Origin of the sequence: Lachnobacterium bovis DSM 14045 (assembly GCF_900107245.1) — a bacterium.
GTDB lineage: Bacteria > Bacillota > Clostridia > Lachnospirales > Lachnospiraceae > Roseburia > Roseburia bovis.
The window spans coordinates 91,301-108,737 of the sequence record NZ_FNPG01000004.1; the positions used below are offsets into that span (position 1 = coordinate 91,301).

The following is a 17,437-nucleotide window of genomic DNA, read 5'->3' on the forward strand; positions in this document are numbered from 1 at the left end:
TGTGAATAAATAATCATAGAATGAGAGATAATAAATGAAAGAAAGATTAGACGTTTTAGTTGTAAAAAATAATATCGCACCTTCTAGAGAAAAGGCAAAAACTTTAATTATGGAAGGTAAGATTTTTGTAAATAATAATAGAGAAGATAAACCAGGTAATACTTTTCCAGAAGATGCGAAGATAGAATTACATGGACAGACTTTAAAATATGTTAGTCGTGGTGGATTAAAATTAGAAAAAGCTATGGCGCAGTTTAATATTGATTTAACAGATAAAGTTTGTATGGATATTGGTGCATCAACGGGTGGATTTACTGATTGTATGCTTCAAAATTCAGCTAGGAAAGTTTATTCAGTAGATGTTGGATATGGTCAGTTTGCATGGAAATTAAGACAAGACAGTCGAGTCGTTTGTATGGAAAAAACAAATATTCGTTATGTAACACCTGATGATATTGATGACAGACTAGATTTTGCATCATGTGATGTATCATTTATTTCTTTAACTAAAGTATTAATACCAGTCAGAGAATTATTAGCGGATAATGCTGAAATGGTTTGTTTAATTAAACCACAATTCGAAGCAGGTAAAGAGAAAGTTGGAAAGAAAGGTGTTGTAAGAGACCCTAAAGTTCATGAAGAAGTTATAGAAAAAATAGTCAATTTTGCCTTAGAAAATGGCTATTCAGTTAAAAATCTTGAATTTTCTCCTATCAAAGGACCAGAAGGAAACATTGAATATTTGGTACATTTACAGAAGGCAGAAATAGCTACAAAGGAGGAGTCAGTTGACATACATGAGATTGTAAATCTGGCTCATGGTCAATTAGATAAGTAAAGTTATGAAAAATTTTGTATTGATTACAAATGAATTTAAAGACAATGATTTGGTATTATCTAAAAAAATAATAGATTATATCAATAAAAAGGGTGGAAAAGCAAAAGGTTTAATAAGTGGAGTCGAGGCAACAAAATCAAAGCAATTTGATATAACGGATATTCCTGTTGATACCGATTGTGTTTTAGTTTTAGGAGGAGATGGCACCTTAATTAGGGCTGCCACTAAATTGTCTTCCTTAGAATTGCCATTGATTGGAATTAATTTGGGAACATTGGGTTATTTGTGTGAGTTAGAGGAAAGCACTATTTTTAATGCCATAGATTTGCTTTTTAAGGGCAATTATTTTATAGAAGAGCGTATGGCATTGATGAGTAATCCATGTAATGTTTCAAATAACATGATTGCATTAAATGATGTTGTAATTCATCAAATGGGAGGATTGTCAATACTATCGTTTGATGTTTACGTTAATGGAGAGTTCCTTAGTACATATAATGCTGATGGAATTATAATTGCAACACCGACTGGGTCTACAGGATATAGTATGTCAGCGGGCGGACCTATTGTTGATCCTAAAGCTAATATGATAGTAATAACACCTATAAATGCTCATAATTTAAATTCCAAAAGCATTGTTATTGGAGATGACGCTGTAGTAGAGGTTAAATTACGTAGAAGATGTGCACAAAAGGATGATAGAGCTCAGGTTAGTTTTGATGGTGATTTTGTAAAAGAATTATATTCAGGCGAATCTTTTATGGTTACAAGAGCAACTTCAAATATAAAAATATGCAAATTGAATCGTAAGAGCTTCCTAGAGATTTTGAGGAAGAAAATGGCAACATTTAATTAGCTCCGACACACTAAAAATATGAGAGGAGATTAGCTTTAAAGCTAATATATAAAATGAAAACTAAGAGGCAAACAAAGATTATAGAATTAATTAAAAAAAATGACATATGTACACAAGAAGAGTTATCTGATTTTTTGATTAAAGAAGGTTACAAGGTAACACAAGCGACGGTTTCTAGAGATATTAGAGAATTAAAACTAACGAAAATTCAGACAGTATCCGGTAAGCAAAAATATGTAGCGTTTAGCGAAAAAAATGAAGGGATGCTTGAAAAATACCATAGAGTTTTTAGAGATGGTTTTGTTTCTATGGATTTAGCACAAAATATTTTAGTGATTAAAACAGTTTCTGGCATGGCTAATGCAGTATGTGCTGCTATTGATGCAATGGATTTTAGCGAAATAGTTGGTTCCATTGCAGGAGATGATACTATAATGTGTGCAGTTCGAACAACAGTTGATGCAGAAGCTTTAATTAAAAAACTTAGAAAACTTGTTGATTAAAGAGATGAGTATTGGGAGAGTGAATAGGATAATATGTTACAGAATTTGCATGTAAAGAATTTAGCATTGATTGATGAGGCAGATGTTGAATTTGGAGAGGGATTAAATATTTTATCAGGGGAAACAGGTGCTGGAAAATCAATAATTATTGGCTCGATAAACATTGCTCTTGGAGAAAAGGCTCCTAAAGATATTTTACGAAAGAATGCTGAATTTGCTCTTATTGAATTGACTTTTGAAGTAAAAAATCCAAATACAGTGAAACGATTGAAATCATTAGGTGTTGAAATTTCAGAGGATAATATTGTAGTTATTAGTAAAAAAATAAAGCCTAATAGAACAATAGGTCGAGTTAATGGAGAGACAGTTTCTACTAGTAAAATTCAAGAAATATCTTCAATTCTAATAGACATACATGGACAACATGAACATCAGTCACTTTTGAACAGGAAAAAACATCTTTTAATTTTAGATGAATTTGCAAAAAAGAATATTTGTGATATTAAGGAAAAAATATCGGAGGCATTTTCAAATTATAGGAAGTTGATTAATGAACGAGAGAATGCCAATATGAATGTTGAGGAAAGAAATAGAGAATTATCGTTTTTAGAGTTTGAAATCAATGAAATAGAAAGTGCTGATTTAAAAGAAAATGAAGATGAAGAGTTAGAAGAAAAATTTAGATTCTTTTCTAACGGGAAAAAGATACTTGAAAAGTTAAATAGTGTTAGAGAGATAACGAACGGAGAACTCGGTGGTGTTGCAGAACTTTTAGATAAGGCAATGTATGACGTTCAGTTTGTTGTAAATTATGATGATAAAATTCAAAATTTATCAAATGAATTATCTGAGATAGAAAGCTTAGTCAATGATTTTAATTATGAATTATCAAATTATATTTCAGAATTAGATTTTGACGAAGCGCAGTTTTATGAAATTGATTCTAGATTAAATCTTATTAATTCATTAAAAGCAAAATATGGACGTACCATAAATGATATTTTAGAATCTTATGAAGAAAAGACAGAACGAATTCAGGTTTTGCAAGAATATGATGAATATATTAAGAATCTAGATGAAAATATAAAAAAAGAGAGAGACAATTTAGAAACATTATGTAATGAATTGTCTTCAATTAGAAAAAAAGCATCCGTAAAACTAGTCGAAAAAATTAAATCAGCATTATTAGATTTAAATTTTCTTGATGTTAAATTTGAAATGAGTTTTAATAGAACAAAAGATTATACCAATGAAGGATTTGATGATATAGAATTTTTGATTTCTACTAATCCTGGTGAACCTGTTCGACCTTTACAAGATGTGGCCTCTGGTGGTGAATTGTCAAGGATAATGCTTGCAATTAAGGCAATTATGGCAGAAGATGACGAAATTGAGACGTTAATATTCGATGAAATCGACACAGGAATTAGTGGTCGTACAGCTCAAATGGTATCTGAAAAAATGGATTTGTTAAGTCAAAGTCATCAGATTATTTGCATAACTCATTTACCACAAATAGCAGCAATGGCTAACCAACATTTTTTAATTGAAAAATCAATTGAGAAGGATTCAAAGAAAAATGAAATGACTGTTTCTAGGATACATTCTTTGGATTATGATCAAAGTGTAAACGAATTAGCTAGGATGATAGGTGGGGTAGAGATAACAGAAAAGGTAATTGATAGTGCACGAGAAATGAAAAGCTTGGCAAAAAGCAAAAAAATAGGCCTATAGTTATTGGCTAAAAAACATATATTATAAAAAAACTACGTAATATAAATATATTATTCAGAAACTTTAGTTTAGATATAATATTTGCTTGAAATAAGTATATAATAATATTATAATTAGAATAGTTGCTTTTTTTGTGTGAATTAAATCATAATTCACGAAAGAGTATAACTATTCTAATTTTTTGTTGGAATAATATAATTATTATAGGAGTATATTGTAAGGAGAAGGAGTTATGGTTAATATTGTTTACGCAACATCGGAAGCTGTTCCATTTATTAAAACAGGAGGTTTAGCAGATGTTGTTGGTGCTATGCCTAAGTATTTATCTAAAAAAAAGTACAAGGCATTTGTTTTTTTGCCAAAGTATCAGTGTATTGATGAAAAATTGAGTAAAAATTTAAAATTTGTTTGTAGTTTTTACATGGATTTAGCTTGGAGAAAACAGTATGTTGGTATTTTAGAGGGCAATTATGAAGGTATTAAATATTATTTTATTGATAATGAATATTATTTTGCCGGCGATAAGCCATATAATATGATTCATGAAGATGTTGAGAAGTTTTCATTTTTTTCTAAGGCGGTTCTAGAAGCATTGTTTTATCTAAATTTAAAACCAAATGTAATTCATTGTAATGATTGGCAGACTGGATTAATTCCTGTTTATTTGAAAGAATTATATAAAGATAATTATTTTTATAATGGAATAAAGACAATTTTTACGATACATAATTTGAATTTTCAAGGTAGATGGGCTGTTAATGCGATACAAGATGCTACGGGTTTGCCAGAATATGTTTTTACTGATAAAGGAATAGAAGCATATGGAGAGGCTAATTATTTAAAAGGTGGTCTAGTTTATTCCGATTATGTTACAACTGTAAGTCCTACATATGCTAGAGATATTTGTACACCTGAAGGTGGCGTTGGATTAGATGGCGTGCTTAGAAATAAGGGAAATCATTTATTTGGAATAATTAATGGAATTGACTATAAAATATATAATCCTAGACAGGATAAGAAGATTAGCGCAAATTATGATGCACGAGAATTAAAAGGGAAGAAGAAAAATAAACGTGATTTACAAAAGATGTTAAACCTTCCACAAAAAAGTGATGCGTTTGTTGTAGCTATGGTTTCAAGAATGACGGATCAAAAAGGATTTGACTTAGTAAACTACGTTTTAGATGATTTGGTGAATAATTATAATATTCAGTTTGTTTTTTTAGGAACTGGAGAAAAGTATTATGAAAACAGTTTAAAGTATTTTCACGAAAAGTATCCAGATAAAGTTAGTGCACAAATAGGATATGGCGAAGAAGTTGCACATAAATACTACGCGGGAGCAGATGCATTTTTAATGCCATCTATGTTTGAACCTTGTGGTCTAAGTCAACTTATTGCCATGAGATATGGCACAGTTCCAATTGTTCGTGAAACAGGAGGTTTGATTGATACAGTGGAGCCATATAATGAATTTGAAAATAATGGAACAGGATTTTCGTTCGCAAATTATAATGGAGAAGAATTAGCCAGTACAATTAAATATGCTTATGATGTATTTTGTAATCATAAAAGAATGTGGAACAATATAATACGTAGAGATATGACTTTCGATTTTTCGTGGAAAGCTTCAGTACAAAAATATGAAGAATTATATGATAGCTTGTTATAGCATATTATGATATAGATATAGTATGCTATAACATATATATAACAGATTATAACAAAAACATAACAATTTATAATATATACATAATAAAATGTAAAAAATACCGGCCAATATTAGTTAGAATTTATAACTAACTTTTAAGGCCGGTATTATATATTTATGTTTTGATAAATAATGTTTTATTATTTATTTTAATAGTTATTAAATTAATCAATAATTTAATGTTTAAATTTTCTGATAAACTAGTGTTATTATGTTTTAAACTTTATGCTTTTTAAGAAATAATTGATTTTTGACATTAATACATAAATATAATACATAGATTTGATTAAGAGATGTGATTATCTACAAAACAGAAATTTTTTGAAGTGTAGACGTGATTATAGAATAAAGATAGAACATATACGTGTAGACGTGATTATGGAATAAAGATAGGACATATATGTGTAGACATAAATAGATAAATTAGATATATTAGATATATATAATTAGATTTTCTGCTGTTTTCTATAAAAATTAAAGAAAATATTTACATATTAATAAATTTTTAATTATATTAGAGAAATTATTTGAATTAAGACTTGTAATATTCAAATAACAAAAAAAGAATTTATATGAACAACATAAAGTATGATGAACATAAAGGTTTAAAACATTTAATCCTATATAAAACCCCCAATACGATAACTTGTTTTAAAGAAATTGATAGCAATAGTAAGCTAATCAAATTATTCTAGAATAGAAGAAAAGTAATATTCTTCTCTAAATAGAATATGGACTAGAATAGTGAGATATTTAATTAGAATTGACTAGTTATCGTATTAATAGTGGTTTTTATTTTTTTCAGTAAAAAATTAAATATAAAATATAGGAGATTTGTTAAAATTGTAATAACCAGTGATTCAATGAATTACTAGAATAATCTACTAAAAATCTTATAAAATATATGTATTAATAAGATAGTATATTAATAAATTAATAATCGAGAATATTCTTTTGAATAAAAATATGCATTATCTGATAAAATCTGTTCATCTTTTAGAACAGTAGAATTTGCATCAGAAATCATTGTATTGATAGTTTTTTTATCAAATTTTCCATCGTCTGGAATAATAATTAATAGTGATAGGTAAGATTTGAATCTTTTTTATTTAGTTTTATATTACAAATGTATTTAAGATTTAATACAAATTATAATACTTAAAATAATAAGATTTTCCACCTTTTCCCCCACTCCACACCGTACGTGAGATTTTCACCTCATACGGCGTTCCATCAAATCTGTTTTACAAGTCGATTTTCAAAAAGCTATTTCAAAGATCTATTTTATAAACCTATCTTCTTTATAAACCTATCTTCACAAATTTGTTTTAAAAATCACTCAAGCTTATAGTTTATTTTTGTAAAAACATTATTTGACTAAGGGCTGTCCCTCAACAAGGTATTATAGTTGTTTCATCGGTATATTGCCCTCGCTCTCACTGATATAAACTGTGTTACCACAGAACGTTTTAACGAAGTTGCACCTTCTATACGTTATCAGCTTTCCACGTTCCTATTTCTCTATCTTTGCATATATCCTTAGATGCTCTCTTTAGACCTGTAAGCTTGACTGCAAAAATTCGTAATAATATTTTTTACAGTATGGATGTTCAGAACGAAGATTTTACTTATCCACACTTACTTGACAAAATGTCAATAATGCATTTCTACATTTGTATTTTTAGATCTTTTCATTCGAGAGTTCGTCAGTTACTTGAAAAAACATTCTCATCATAGATATTTTGTAGACTTCCGACCTATCATCCACTCGACTACCTCTAGTTCGCATTTCCTCACCATAACGTGATAGGGTGGCTCTCAGTCGACTTTACCGAGCTTATAACATCTTATAATGTGCAAAATAAAGGATGCTATTCGGAGTATTAAAGGAAGCACTTTGTAATATAAATGTTTATTACGCATTTTACTTCTCGAGAAATAAGTTATAAATAATAATAAGAATAATTATTTACTCGCCTTTTGTTGTTTTTATATGGCGAAACATGTCGCACCTTCGTGAATACTAGATGGAATAACTATCAAATTTGTATTTTTTTCTTTTGCAATTTTTTTTAGTAAACCACGATATAGAATGCATGATGCACCATTAATACCGTATTTATTTGTTAATATAAAAAAGTTATTATTTGATTTTGTTTTTTCAAAATCTAACTCGGAAAAGTCAAGTTCATTAAGAGAACCAGGGGATATTTTTTCACTTAGAGAAATTACAGTATCAAATAAATTAGATATTTTATGTGAAAACAAATTTGGAGTGTTGTATAATGCAATTTTATATAGATCATCTGTATTGATTTCCCAATAGTTTAAATGTGAATTATGAATTAAAATGGATGCAAAATCTGAATTATCTGATTCAACAAAGAAGCCAAATACTACAGCTAAATCAAGAAATTTCATATGTGGAAGATCCTGTAGTAATTCTTTATTTCTTTCATAATTGACTAATTTGAAAAAGATATGATTCTTAGCTTCGTCGAAGTCAAGAAATTGATTAGTATCAAAGCCTTTATAAACTTTATTTGAGTTATTAATCTGAATTATTTCTCTTACAATTTCTTTTATTGGTAATCCTTCTAAGTATCTGTGATATAAAGGGTTTAGATAAATTGTTGGACTAATATTAGAATCATTCGTTGAAATTATAATGCCATCAAGTTTTTTGCCATTATTTTTTATGAAAGATTTAATTGTAATTGAGGCTTCGCCTTCAAAATGTTTTTTTAGTTCTATAAGAACGTCACTTTTAAAATTATCGTACGTCATAAGTATTTCATTGTTATCCTTTCTAAATATTGTGCTATATTTAATATTTTTGTTACAATATTTTTATATGTATAATTTAATAAAATGAGTTTGTGCTTTTATTGTGAAAATAAATTATACTATATTTTTTCAAAATTAAATATGGAATTAATAGATTAAAAATGTAATTACACCAAAATATGATTTATAAAATTTTATATAATCAAATAGATCTACAAAAGATCTGCAACAGAACTGTCTCAAAAAGATTATCATAACTCATTTAAGAATGCAATAGAAAAAAACAAAATAATTTGTTTTTGGAAATAAATTACAAGATAGTTTGCTTGAAAATAATATTTTATAGTTAATAATAAATAAACAAATATAAAAAAGCAATCGCATAATATTAATTATTTCGATAAAAAATATCTTTTAATGCGGATTGCTTTTTATATATTTTTTTAGTGCAACATATTTTTGTTGTAAGTAATGAAACCTTATTAGTAGAAAATATTAGAAAATCTTATTATATGGTGTAAATTTTGATTTTAATATGCTTTGAGTTTCATCCATAAATCAGAATAATAATCAGTTGTTTTTTGATTAAGCATAGTAAATATTTCGCAATTTTCCAAAGTCTTTTTTGAAGGAAAGACAGCCTCATTTTCCAATACATCTTTAGGTTGTTTTTTAACAACTGATTTAATAGGTGAAGCATAATAAACGTAATCAAAATTTGCAGTTGCTATGTCATCTCTACAAAGAAAATCTAAAAATTTAATTGCATTTTGTTTACTTTTACATGTTTTTGGAATAAACCAGGAATCAACCCACACATTTGATCCTTCTTTAGGAACAGTATATGCAAGAGAAGATTTAGATTCCATAGCAGTAGCGGCCTCACCAGAATAACAAAGAGCTATTTTGGCATTGCCTGCAACCATTTCATCAGCTGTTTCATCAACCATATATGCGTAAACATGTTCTTTTTGCTTTTCGAGAATTGATAAAGCTTTATTTAAATGTTTTGGATTTGTGTCATTAATGGAATAATTAAGTTTTTTTAAAGCAGCTGCAAATGTATCACGAACCGAGTTTTCCATTATTATTTCATTGTTATATTTTTTGTTCCATAAACAATTCCATGATTGAACATCAGCTTTAGATACTTTTTTTGTATCATAAAGAATACCTAGTGTTCCATAAAAATATGGTAAAGCATATTGATTTTTCGAATCATATGATTGATTTAATTCTAAAACGTTCGAATCGATATTATTGTAATTACTAAGTTTTTTAAAATCAATCTTTTTTAGTTCATTTTCTGACATTAATTTTTGAATCATGTATTCTGAAGTGCAAATTACATCATATTTTATAGAACCAGATTTGTACTTAGTATACATTTCTTCAGGATTTTCATATTCTTCATATTTTATATGAATTCCAGTTTCTTTTTCAAATTTTTTGATAACATCTTCATCCATATATTTACCGTAGTTTAAAACAGTAATTGAATTTACATTATTTTTAATCGGTGTTGCGTGTGAATCTCTATTTTTTGTTTTACCACAAGCTGAAAAAACTTGTGATAAAGATAAAACTAAAACTAAACATAAGCTAATTTTTTTTGTTTTATGTGAAAAATCTTTTTTAAAAAAATGTTTCATACCCATTATCTCCTATGTTGCTTTTGATTGTTTTTTATATTTATAGCTAATAATAAAATAAATACAGTAAAGAATAGAATCGTTGATAGGGCATAAAGCTCTGGTTTAATGCCCTTACGTAATTCTGTATATAACATTGTTGAAAGAGTGTTAATTCCTGGTCCTTTAGTAAAATATGTTATACTAAAATCATCGAGTGACATTGTTACCGCCATTAAAAATCCACTAAAAACTCCAGCTCGTATTTCAGGCCAAGTCACCTTGTAAAATGCATAAATAGGTGAAGCACCTAAATCTAGAGCGGCTTCATATGTATATTTATTTGCTTGCTGTATTTTTGGTAAGACATTTAAAATGACATATGGTATGTTGAATGTAATGTGAGCTATTAAAACAGTTACAAAGCTTAAATTTGTAAATTTTACAAATAATAGCATCATTGATATACCGGTAACAATATCTGCATTTAGCAAAGGAATATTTGTTGCACCAAGATATATAGTTTTACTTTTTTTCTTCATTGAGCTAATACCAATTGCAGCAAGTGTTCCTAATATAGTAGATAATAACGCAGCAAGTAATGTAATCTGTATTGTTGTAAAAAATGCATTCATTATAGTTTCGCTTTTGAAACATCTAGAATACCATTTTAAAGTAAAACCACCCCATATTACTTTTGACTTTGAATCGTTGAATGATAAAGTCATAAGAACAAACAGAGGTAAGTATAAAAATAAAAATATTAATACAAGGTAAATATTGGATAACGTTTTTTTTATCATATTACACCAGTTCCTCCTTTTTCATCTTCTCCAAATTTAGAAGATAATATCATGCTAATAAATACGAATACCATTAATACAAATGATAGACCACTTCCAATTCCCCAACGCATACCTTGCATAAAGTTATGCTCAATAACATTACCAATCAGAAGGACCTTTCCACCACCTAGGAGTTCTGATATCGCAAAAGATGTAAGAGTAGGAACAAAAACCATTACGATTCCACTAACTATACCAGACATTGTTAAAGGTATAATTATTTGAAATAAAATTCTTGTCCTTGAAGCGCCCAAATCCAAGGCTGCTTCAATATAATCTTTTTTTACGTGAGCCATAGAATTATAAATTGGCAAAAGCATAAAAGGTAAATAATCATATACCATACCAAAAATAATAGCACTTGGAGTATTTAAAATTTGAATTTTTGGCAAGTTTAGATTAAATAATAATGTATTAAGAATACCATTTTTAGATAACAATATTTTCCAAGCTAGAATTCTTAACATAAAATTCATCCACATTGGTAACATAAACAAGAAAACTATAAAGTTTTGGTTTTTAAACTTTATGTTTTTTAAAATAAGGGCCAATGGATAGGAGAGTAGTAAACAAATCAAAGTACTTAATATTCCTACTTTTAATGATAATAAAATTGCTTTAAAATTTACCTCTGAAGTTATTGCTAAAACGTTAGATAAGGTAAATTTATGATTACTAAAAAACGCATAATAAACAATTAATAACATTGGTAAAATAATAAATCCCAACATCCACATAAGATAAGGACCAGCTAAAAGCTGTTTTTTAAAGTTCTTCATCTATTTCCACCGCCTTTTCATCAGAGTATTCAGCTTTTTTCATGATTTGAATATCAAATGGATCAATAGATAAACCAACAATATCTCCGACATTTGCAAATTTAGTTGTGTGGATTAACCACTTATAATCTTTTGCAAGTACTTCGATTTCGTAATGAACGCCTTTAAATATTGTTGATATAATCTTTCCTGTAATAAATCCATGTTCAGGCGAAGTAATGACTAAATCCTCAGGACGTATTACTACGTCAACTGGTGTATTAGTGCCAAATCCTTCGTCAACGCAAGGAATTTCAATACCAAATATAGAAACAAGTTTGTCTTTTATCATAATGCCATCCATTATGTTACTACTACCAATAAAATCTGCAACGAATGCATTTTCTGGTTCATTATAGATATCTTCAGGAGTGCCAATCTGCTGAATGTATCCCTGATTCATTACAACGATTTGATCAGACATTGTAAGTGCTTCTTCTTGATCATGAGTTACATAAATGAAGGTTATTCCTAGTTCGTTCTTTAATCGAATCAACTCATATTGCATGCTTTGTCGTAATTTTAAATCAAGAGCACCTAAAGGTTCATCTAAAAGTAGAATTTTAGGCTCATTAACTATAGCTCGTGCAATTGCAATACGTTGTTGTTGTCCGCCACTTAATGAGTCAACACTACGATTTTCATATCCATCCAAGTTTACGAGTTTTAATGCATATTTGATTTTGTCATTTATATATTGTGTACTTTTTTTACTAATTTTTAAACCAAAAGCTATATTTTCTTCTATTGTCATATGAGGGAAAAGAGAATACTTTTGAAAAACAGTATTTAGTTTTCGTTGATTTGCAGGTAAATTAGTTATATCTTTTCCATCAAATAAAATTTTTCCTGAGTCAGGAGTTTCGAAACCACCTAACAAACGTAATGTAGTTGTTTTTCCACAACCAGAAGGACCAAGTAAAGTGACAAATTCATTTTCTTTAACTGAAAGATTAAATTCATCTAAAACTAAATGATTCCCATATGATTTTGAAATATCTATAAATTTAATTAATTCCTTTTTCATGATTTTTATTACCTCGTAGTATTGATGTAGTATTTTTTTAAGACCCTCTCCAAGGTCATTATCTTTTAAAAACTTGGTGGAGTAGTAATCCATAAGATAACAGCATTCTTTGAACTTATGTTTTCCACATGGTGTTTTTTTGACGAATTAAAATAAAATGATTCTCCAGATTTAACTGTAATAGAACGTCTTCCATAAATTAGTTTAATTGTACCCTTTAAAACATATCCAAATTCTTCGCCAGAATGTGGAAGATAGATTTCTGAACGCCCTCCAGGTTTAAGAGTCAATCTTACTGGTTCCATGATATCTTTTTGGGCATTAGGTACGAGCCATTCAATTATTTTATTGTTTTCATCGTCCGTTTTTTTAAAGTAATCTTGCGATTTGAAAACTATTTGTTCAGGCTCATCATTAGCGAAAAACTCTGCCGGGGTAGTGCCTAAACACTGAATAATGTCAAGAAGAGTACTAATAGAGGGGGTGTTTTGATTTCTTTCTAATTGAGAAATAAACCCTTTAGTAAGTTCTGCTCTATCAGCTAATTCTTGTTGAGTTAGTCCGTATAAAACTCGGAGTTCTTTCATCCTCTTTCCGATATCCATTATATTCTCCTCTTTATTATTGAAATAAATTATTTGTTTACAATTACTATTATAATATTAATCGTAGATTTATAGTTTACTATTAATAAACTTAAGCAAAATATATTTTAATAGATTTTTTTATAAAGTCAATAGTTTTATTAAAATAAAATAAAAAAATTATAAAAAACCAGTATACTTTATAACAACTAAGTGTTTATAAAAAGTATACTGGTTTAGTATAGTCAATTAATCGATAGTATTTTACATTTATTTAATTTTATTAACATATAATTATTTAATTAGCTAATATTATACTAAATGTATAATTGTTTAATCATATTATTACCTCATACCTTTATCATAAGGTATACCTTCAGCTTTTGGAGCTTTAGAGTTTTTAGAAGTAAACATCAATACAACTAATGAAGCAATAAATGGCATCATATTATATATTTCTTTTGTAAGATGAAAACTAGCAAGGAATGTTGAATCATAAATGTTTGCTAATGATTTAAATACAGCAAAGAATAGAGATCCTAGGAAAATATATCCTGGATTCCATTTTCCAAAAATCATAACAGCAAGGGCTAAGAATCCCATTCCGCCTACACCAACTTCGAAATTCCATTCTTGTACAGATGGTACAATATACGCCATTCCACCAATTCCTGCAAGAGCACCGGAAATTAAAACACCAGCCCATCTCATTTTATATACGTTGATACCAACTGAATCTGCAGCTTGAGGATGCTCACCACATGCACGTAAATGTAATCCAAAACGTGTTTTATATAAAACAAAATATGAAAGAACAAGTAATACAATTCCTAAAATTATGAAAACATTTAATGTAAATGGACCAACATTAAAAATAAACAAACTGTTATCATAATTCAATTTAGGCGATTGTGCATTGTTAGTTGTAATTGTACTATTGTAATGTTTTACAACAACTAAAGCAATAGCAGTAGCTAAAATGTTAAGTGCTGTTCCACCTATTGTCTGATCTGCTTTTAAATTTATTGAAGCAAATGCTAACAAAGATGAATAAATCATTCCAGATATCATTGCTACTAGAATTGAAATTGTCACTATTAAAAAGCTAGGTAAGTTTTTTGGAATACAACAAACTGTTAGAATTCCGAATAAACCACCAATTACCATTACTCCTTCAAGTGCAATGTTAATTACACCTGAATGTTCAGAAAAACATCCACCGAGAGCAACATACATTAAAACAATACCACTAAGTAAAGTAAATTTTATTAAAATAAGAAGTCCTGCTGACATTTATTTTTCCTCCTTATTAACGTCGTGTTTTATTTTTTTATGTGCTTCGAATAATTTTGTCAATTTTTCTTGCATTATTGGTGAAAAGGCACATAAATAAACAATTAATCCTGTGATAAGCTGAGATATTTCACTTGGGAAAATGGATTGTTGCATCATTGTTCCACCAACGCTAATATGTGAAATAAATAATCCGGAAAAAATGCAGCCAATAGGATTAACTAAACCAAGTAAAGCCACTGTGATACCATCAAAACCTGCTGCTGGAAGAGCAGTAGAATCTAAAGGATTCCATTGAACTGTACCTGATAAATAGAATAGTCCAGCACCAAATCCAGCTAATGCACCAGAAATAACCATTGCTAAAATGATATTACGTTTATCATTAATTCCTGCATATTTTGCAGCATCTTTATTATATCCACAAGCTTTTAATTCGTATCCAAATGTAGTTTTGTTAAGAACTATTAAAATGATTATTGCAATGACTACTGCGAATATAATACCAGTATTTGTTGCAGCATAGTTAAATGTTTCGGAGATATTCCATCCAAATATACTATCAGGTATTAAAGCTGATTTATTAACTACACCTACCTGATAAGCTTTAGCCTGGCTAGAGTTAAACATTTTGTCGTTTGAGCACATTATAGTATTAACTCCGTATAGACCAATCCAGTTTAGCATAATACAACTGATAACTTCATTTATATTTAAATATGCTTTTAATAAACCAGGTAACATTCCCCAGATAGCGCCTAAAAGTGTGGCAGCTAAAAGACAAACGTACCATGGACATTTTAAAACAAGTGCGCAATATAAAGCTCCAAATGCGCCTAATGTGTATTGACCAGCAGCACCAATGTTAAAAAGTCCCATTTTAAAAGCAAATGCAACAGATAAACCTGTCATTATAATAGGCATAGCATTTGCAATTTCTTGACCAAGCTTCATTAGATTAGTTCCAGCTGCAATCCAATTTGGATCAAAAGCAGTTGAAAGACCTGATAAAATCAATGGAGAAAATCCTAAGCTTATTGAATCAGCCGGATCAATAATACATAATAAAATTAAACCAAATAATAATCCTACTAGGATACATACAATAGAGGATATTATTGCAATTCCTTTTTTCATTATTTTGTTGCCTCCTTAGTAATGTTATCTCTTTTTGCACCTGTCATGTATAATCCAAGTGTTTCAGTATCAACTTCAGAGCTCTTAAATTCACCAACTAATTCGCCCTCGTACATAACAAGAATTCTATCAGATAAATTCATTACTTCATCAAGTTCTAAAGAAACAAGAAGAATAGCTTTACCAGAATCTCTTTGTTCAAGAATAGCTTTATGAATATATTCAATAGCACCAACGTCAAGTCCACGAGTAGGTTGAACCGTAATTAAAAGTTCAGGATTTTTATCAATTTCACGAGCTATAATAGCCTTTTGTTGATTACCACCTGACATTGAACGAACAATAGTTTCTGCTCCTTGACCACAACGAACATCGAATTTTTGAATAAGTTTTTCGGCGTATTTCTTTACAGCATCAAACTTAATAAAACCAAATTTTGAAAACTCTGGTTCTCGATATCTTTGTAAAACAATATTTTGGGCAAGATTATAGTCAAGTACCAATCCATGTTTATGTCTATCTTCTGGAATGTGACTCATTCCATGTTCTGAACGATAGCGAATTGATTCATGAGAAATATCTTTATCGCATAAAGTAAGTTTTCCTTTTTTTTGTTTAGATAATCCTGTAATAGCTTGAATCAACTCGGCTTGGCCGTTTCCTTCAATTCCAGCAATACAAACGATTTCACCACGTTTTACATTAAAAGATACATTTTTTACAGCATCTTTTTTCGAAGAATTAGACGCAACAGTAAGATTATTTACATCTAATATTACCTCACCAGGAGTGGCTTCCTTTTTTTCAAGTTTCAAATTAACCTTACGGCCAACCATCATTGTTGATAATCCTTCAGCAGTTGTATCTTTAATGTCAACAGTTCCAATGTACTTACCTTTTCTTAAAACAGAACAACGATCTGCAACTGTCATGATTTCTGCCAATTTATGAGAGATAAATAAGATTGATTTACCTTCAGTAGCTAATTTTTTCATGATAGACATTAATTCTGTGATTTCTTGAGGTGTAAGCACAGCTGTTGGTTCGTCAAAAATTAATACATCATTATCACGATATAACATTTTTAGAATTTCAACACGTTGCTGCATACCTACAGTAATATTTTCTACGATTGCATCAGGATCAATTTGCAATCCGTATTTTTCAGATAATTCCATAATTTTGCTACGAGCTTCTTGTTTTTGAAGTATGCCTGCAACATTTGGTTCAACACCTAAAATAATATTGTCAAGAACAGAATAGCATTCAACAAGTTTGAAATGTTGATGAACCATACCAATTCTTAAATCATTAGCATCATTAGGGTTGTTGATTTTAACGACTTTACCGTCTTTCTTAATTACACCTTCATCGGGTTGATATAATCCAAATAAAATACTCATAAGAGTAGATTTACCGGCTCCATTTTCACCAAGTAAAGCATGAATTTCTCCACGTTTTAATTGAAGTGTAATATTGTCATTAGCCTTAATGCCTGGAAAATATTTGCTTATTCCTAGCATTTCAATTACATAGTCAGCCAAAATAGTCACTCCTTCTTTAAAATTTTACACAAACACTCTTATTTTATCGTGTATGATATAAATAAGCAAGAAAAATTTTATTTATTTTTAATAAAATATAAGTATATAAGGAAGAGTAATATATCTTCT

General features: G+C 28.9%; 15 protein-coding genes. 5 read left to right on the top strand and 10 right to left on the bottom strand.

The features are described from left to right. The first annotated feature begins 34 nt into the window (after positions 1-34). The 5 genes from BLV79_RS00455 (at position 35) to glgA (ending at position 5,603) form a co-directional block, all read left to right on the top strand. Positions 35-838, top strand: a complete 804-nt coding sequence (locus BLV79_RS00455) for a TlyA family RNA methyltransferase (protein ID WP_074714937.1) — start codon at positions 35-37, stop codon at positions 836-838. Positions 839-842: 4 nt separating this feature from the next. Beyond that, the gene (locus BLV79_RS00460) at positions 843-1,694 is read left to right on the top strand and encodes an NAD(+)/NADH kinase (RefSeq protein WP_074714940.1); all 852 of its coding nucleotides are present in this window, start codon (positions 843-845) and stop codon (positions 1,692-1,694) included. A gap of 53 nt (positions 1,695-1,747) precedes the next feature. After that, positions 1,748-2,197, top strand: coding sequence for an arginine repressor (gene argR / locus BLV79_RS00465; RefSeq protein WP_074714943.1), 450 nt, complete (start codon positions 1,748-1,750; stop codon positions 2,195-2,197). A 33-nt stretch (positions 2,198-2,230) separates the two neighbouring features. Further along, on the top strand, positions 2,231-3,931 hold the full coding sequence (gene recN / locus BLV79_RS00470) for a DNA repair protein RecN (RefSeq protein WP_074714946.1): 1,701 nt from the start codon (positions 2,231-2,233) through the stop codon (positions 3,929-3,931). Between the two features lie 232 nt (positions 3,932-4,163). Beyond that, positions 4,164-5,603: a glycogen synthase GlgA gene (gene glgA / locus BLV79_RS00475; RefSeq protein ID WP_074714949.1), complete on the top strand. Its 1,440-nt coding sequence runs from the start codon at positions 4,164-4,166 to the stop codon at positions 5,601-5,603. 964 nt (positions 5,604-6,567) lie between these two features. Here glgA and BLV79_RS12965 read toward each other — a convergent pair. From BLV79_RS12965 to BLV79_RS00520, 10 genes are all read right to left on the bottom strand, one after another. Continuing rightward, positions 6,568-6,717, bottom strand: coding sequence for a DUF5688 family protein (locus BLV79_RS12965; protein WP_330389902.1), 150 nt, complete (start codon positions 6,715-6,717; stop codon positions 6,568-6,570). A gap of 914 nt (positions 6,718-7,631) precedes the next feature. Continuing rightward, positions 7,632-8,429, bottom strand: coding sequence for a DUF5688 family protein (locus tag BLV79_RS00480; RefSeq protein ID WP_074714952.1), 798 nt, complete (start codon positions 8,427-8,429; stop codon positions 7,632-7,634). A gap of 530 nt (positions 8,430-8,959) precedes the next feature. Next, positions 8,960-10,081 carry an ABC transporter substrate-binding protein gene (locus BLV79_RS00485; protein ID WP_074715344.1) on the bottom strand — a complete coding sequence of 374 codons (1,122 nt, stop codon included), beginning with the start codon at positions 10,079-10,081 and terminating at the stop codon, positions 8,960-8,962. A gap of 5 nt (positions 10,082-10,086) precedes the next feature. After that, a complete protein-coding gene (locus BLV79_RS00490) occupies positions 10,087-10,863 on the bottom strand; it encodes an ABC transporter permease (RefSeq protein WP_074714956.1) in 777 nt (258 codons plus the stop codon). Next, positions 10,860-11,684 (bottom strand): ABC transporter permease, encoded by an 825-nt coding sequence (locus tag BLV79_RS00495; RefSeq protein WP_074714959.1) that lies wholly within the window; start codon positions 11,682-11,684, stop codon positions 10,860-10,862. Before BLV79_RS00495 ends, BLV79_RS00490 begins: the two co-directional genes overlap by 4 nt. Next, positions 11,671-12,750 (bottom strand): ABC transporter ATP-binding protein, encoded by a 1,080-nt coding sequence (locus BLV79_RS00500; protein WP_074714962.1) that lies wholly within the window; start codon positions 12,748-12,750, stop codon positions 11,671-11,673. The genes BLV79_RS00495 and BLV79_RS00500 overlap by 14 nt, the downstream gene beginning before the upstream one ends. Positions 12,751-12,815: 65 nt before the next feature. Then, positions 12,816-13,355, bottom strand: coding sequence for a helix-turn-helix domain-containing protein (locus tag BLV79_RS00505; protein WP_074714965.1), 540 nt, complete (start codon positions 13,353-13,355; stop codon positions 12,816-12,818). Between the two features lie 324 nt (positions 13,356-13,679). After that, positions 13,680-14,627 carry an ABC transporter permease gene (locus BLV79_RS00510; RefSeq protein WP_074714968.1) on the bottom strand — a complete coding sequence of 316 codons (948 nt, stop codon included), beginning with the start codon at positions 14,625-14,627 and terminating at the stop codon, positions 13,680-13,682. After that, a complete protein-coding gene (locus tag BLV79_RS00515) occupies positions 14,628-15,764 on the bottom strand; it encodes an ABC transporter permease (protein WP_074714970.1) in 1,137 nt (378 codons plus the stop codon). After that, entirely contained in the window at positions 15,764-17,287 is a 1,524-nt protein-coding gene (locus BLV79_RS00520) for an ABC transporter ATP-binding protein (RefSeq protein ID WP_334292633.1), read from the bottom strand. Before BLV79_RS00520 ends, BLV79_RS00515 begins: the two co-directional genes overlap by 1 nt. Positions 17,288-17,437 lie beyond the last annotated feature (150 nt).

Bases quoted from the DNA above. Each gene is read 5' to 3' on its own strand.
- BLV79_RS00460 (WP_074714940.1), top strand. From the start codon at position 843: ATGAAAAATTTTGTATTGATTACAAATGAATTTAAAGACAATGATTTG.
- argR (WP_074714943.1), top strand. From the start codon at position 1,748: ATGAAAACTAAGAGGCAAACAAAGATTATAGAATTAATTAAAAAAAAT.
- BLV79_RS00520 (WP_334292633.1), bottom strand. From the start codon at position 17,287: ATGCTAGGAATAAGCAAATATTTTCCAGGCATTAAGGCTAATGACAAT.
- BLV79_RS00515 (WP_074714970.1), bottom strand. From the start codon at position 15,764: ATGAAAAAAGGAATTGCAATAATATCCTCTATTGTATGTATCCTAGTA.
- BLV79_RS00455 (WP_074714937.1), top strand. From the start codon at position 35: ATGAAAGAAAGATTAGACGTTTTAGTTGTAAAAAATAATATCGCACCT.
- glgA (WP_074714949.1), top strand. From the start codon at position 4,164: ATGGTTAATATTGTTTACGCAACATCGGAAGCTGTTCCATTTATTAAA.
- BLV79_RS00495 (WP_074714959.1), bottom strand. From the start codon at position 11,684: ATGAAGAACTTTAAAAAACAGCTTTTAGCTGGTCCTTATCTTATGTGG.
- recN (WP_074714946.1), top strand. From the start codon at position 2,231: ATGTTACAGAATTTGCATGTAAAGAATTTAGCATTGATTGATGAGGCA.
- BLV79_RS00485 (WP_074715344.1), bottom strand. From the start codon at position 10,081: ATGAAACATTTTTTTAAAAAAGATTTTTCACATAAAACAAAAAAAATT.
- BLV79_RS00480 (WP_074714952.1), bottom strand. From the start codon at position 8,429: ATGACGTACGATAATTTTAAAAGTGACGTTCTTATAGAACTAAAAAAA.
- BLV79_RS00500 (WP_074714962.1), bottom strand. From the start codon at position 12,750: ATGAAAAAGGAATTAATTAAATTTATAGATATTTCAAAATCATATGGG.
- BLV79_RS00490 (WP_074714956.1), bottom strand. From the start codon at position 10,863: ATGATAAAAAAAACGTTATCCAATATTTACCTTGTATTAATATTTTTA.
- BLV79_RS00505 (WP_074714965.1), bottom strand. From the start codon at position 13,355: ATGGATATCGGAAAGAGGATGAAAGAACTCCGAGTTTTATACGGACTA.
- BLV79_RS00510 (WP_074714968.1), bottom strand. From the start codon at position 14,627: ATGTCAGCAGGACTTCTTATTTTAATAAAATTTACTTTACTTAGTGGT.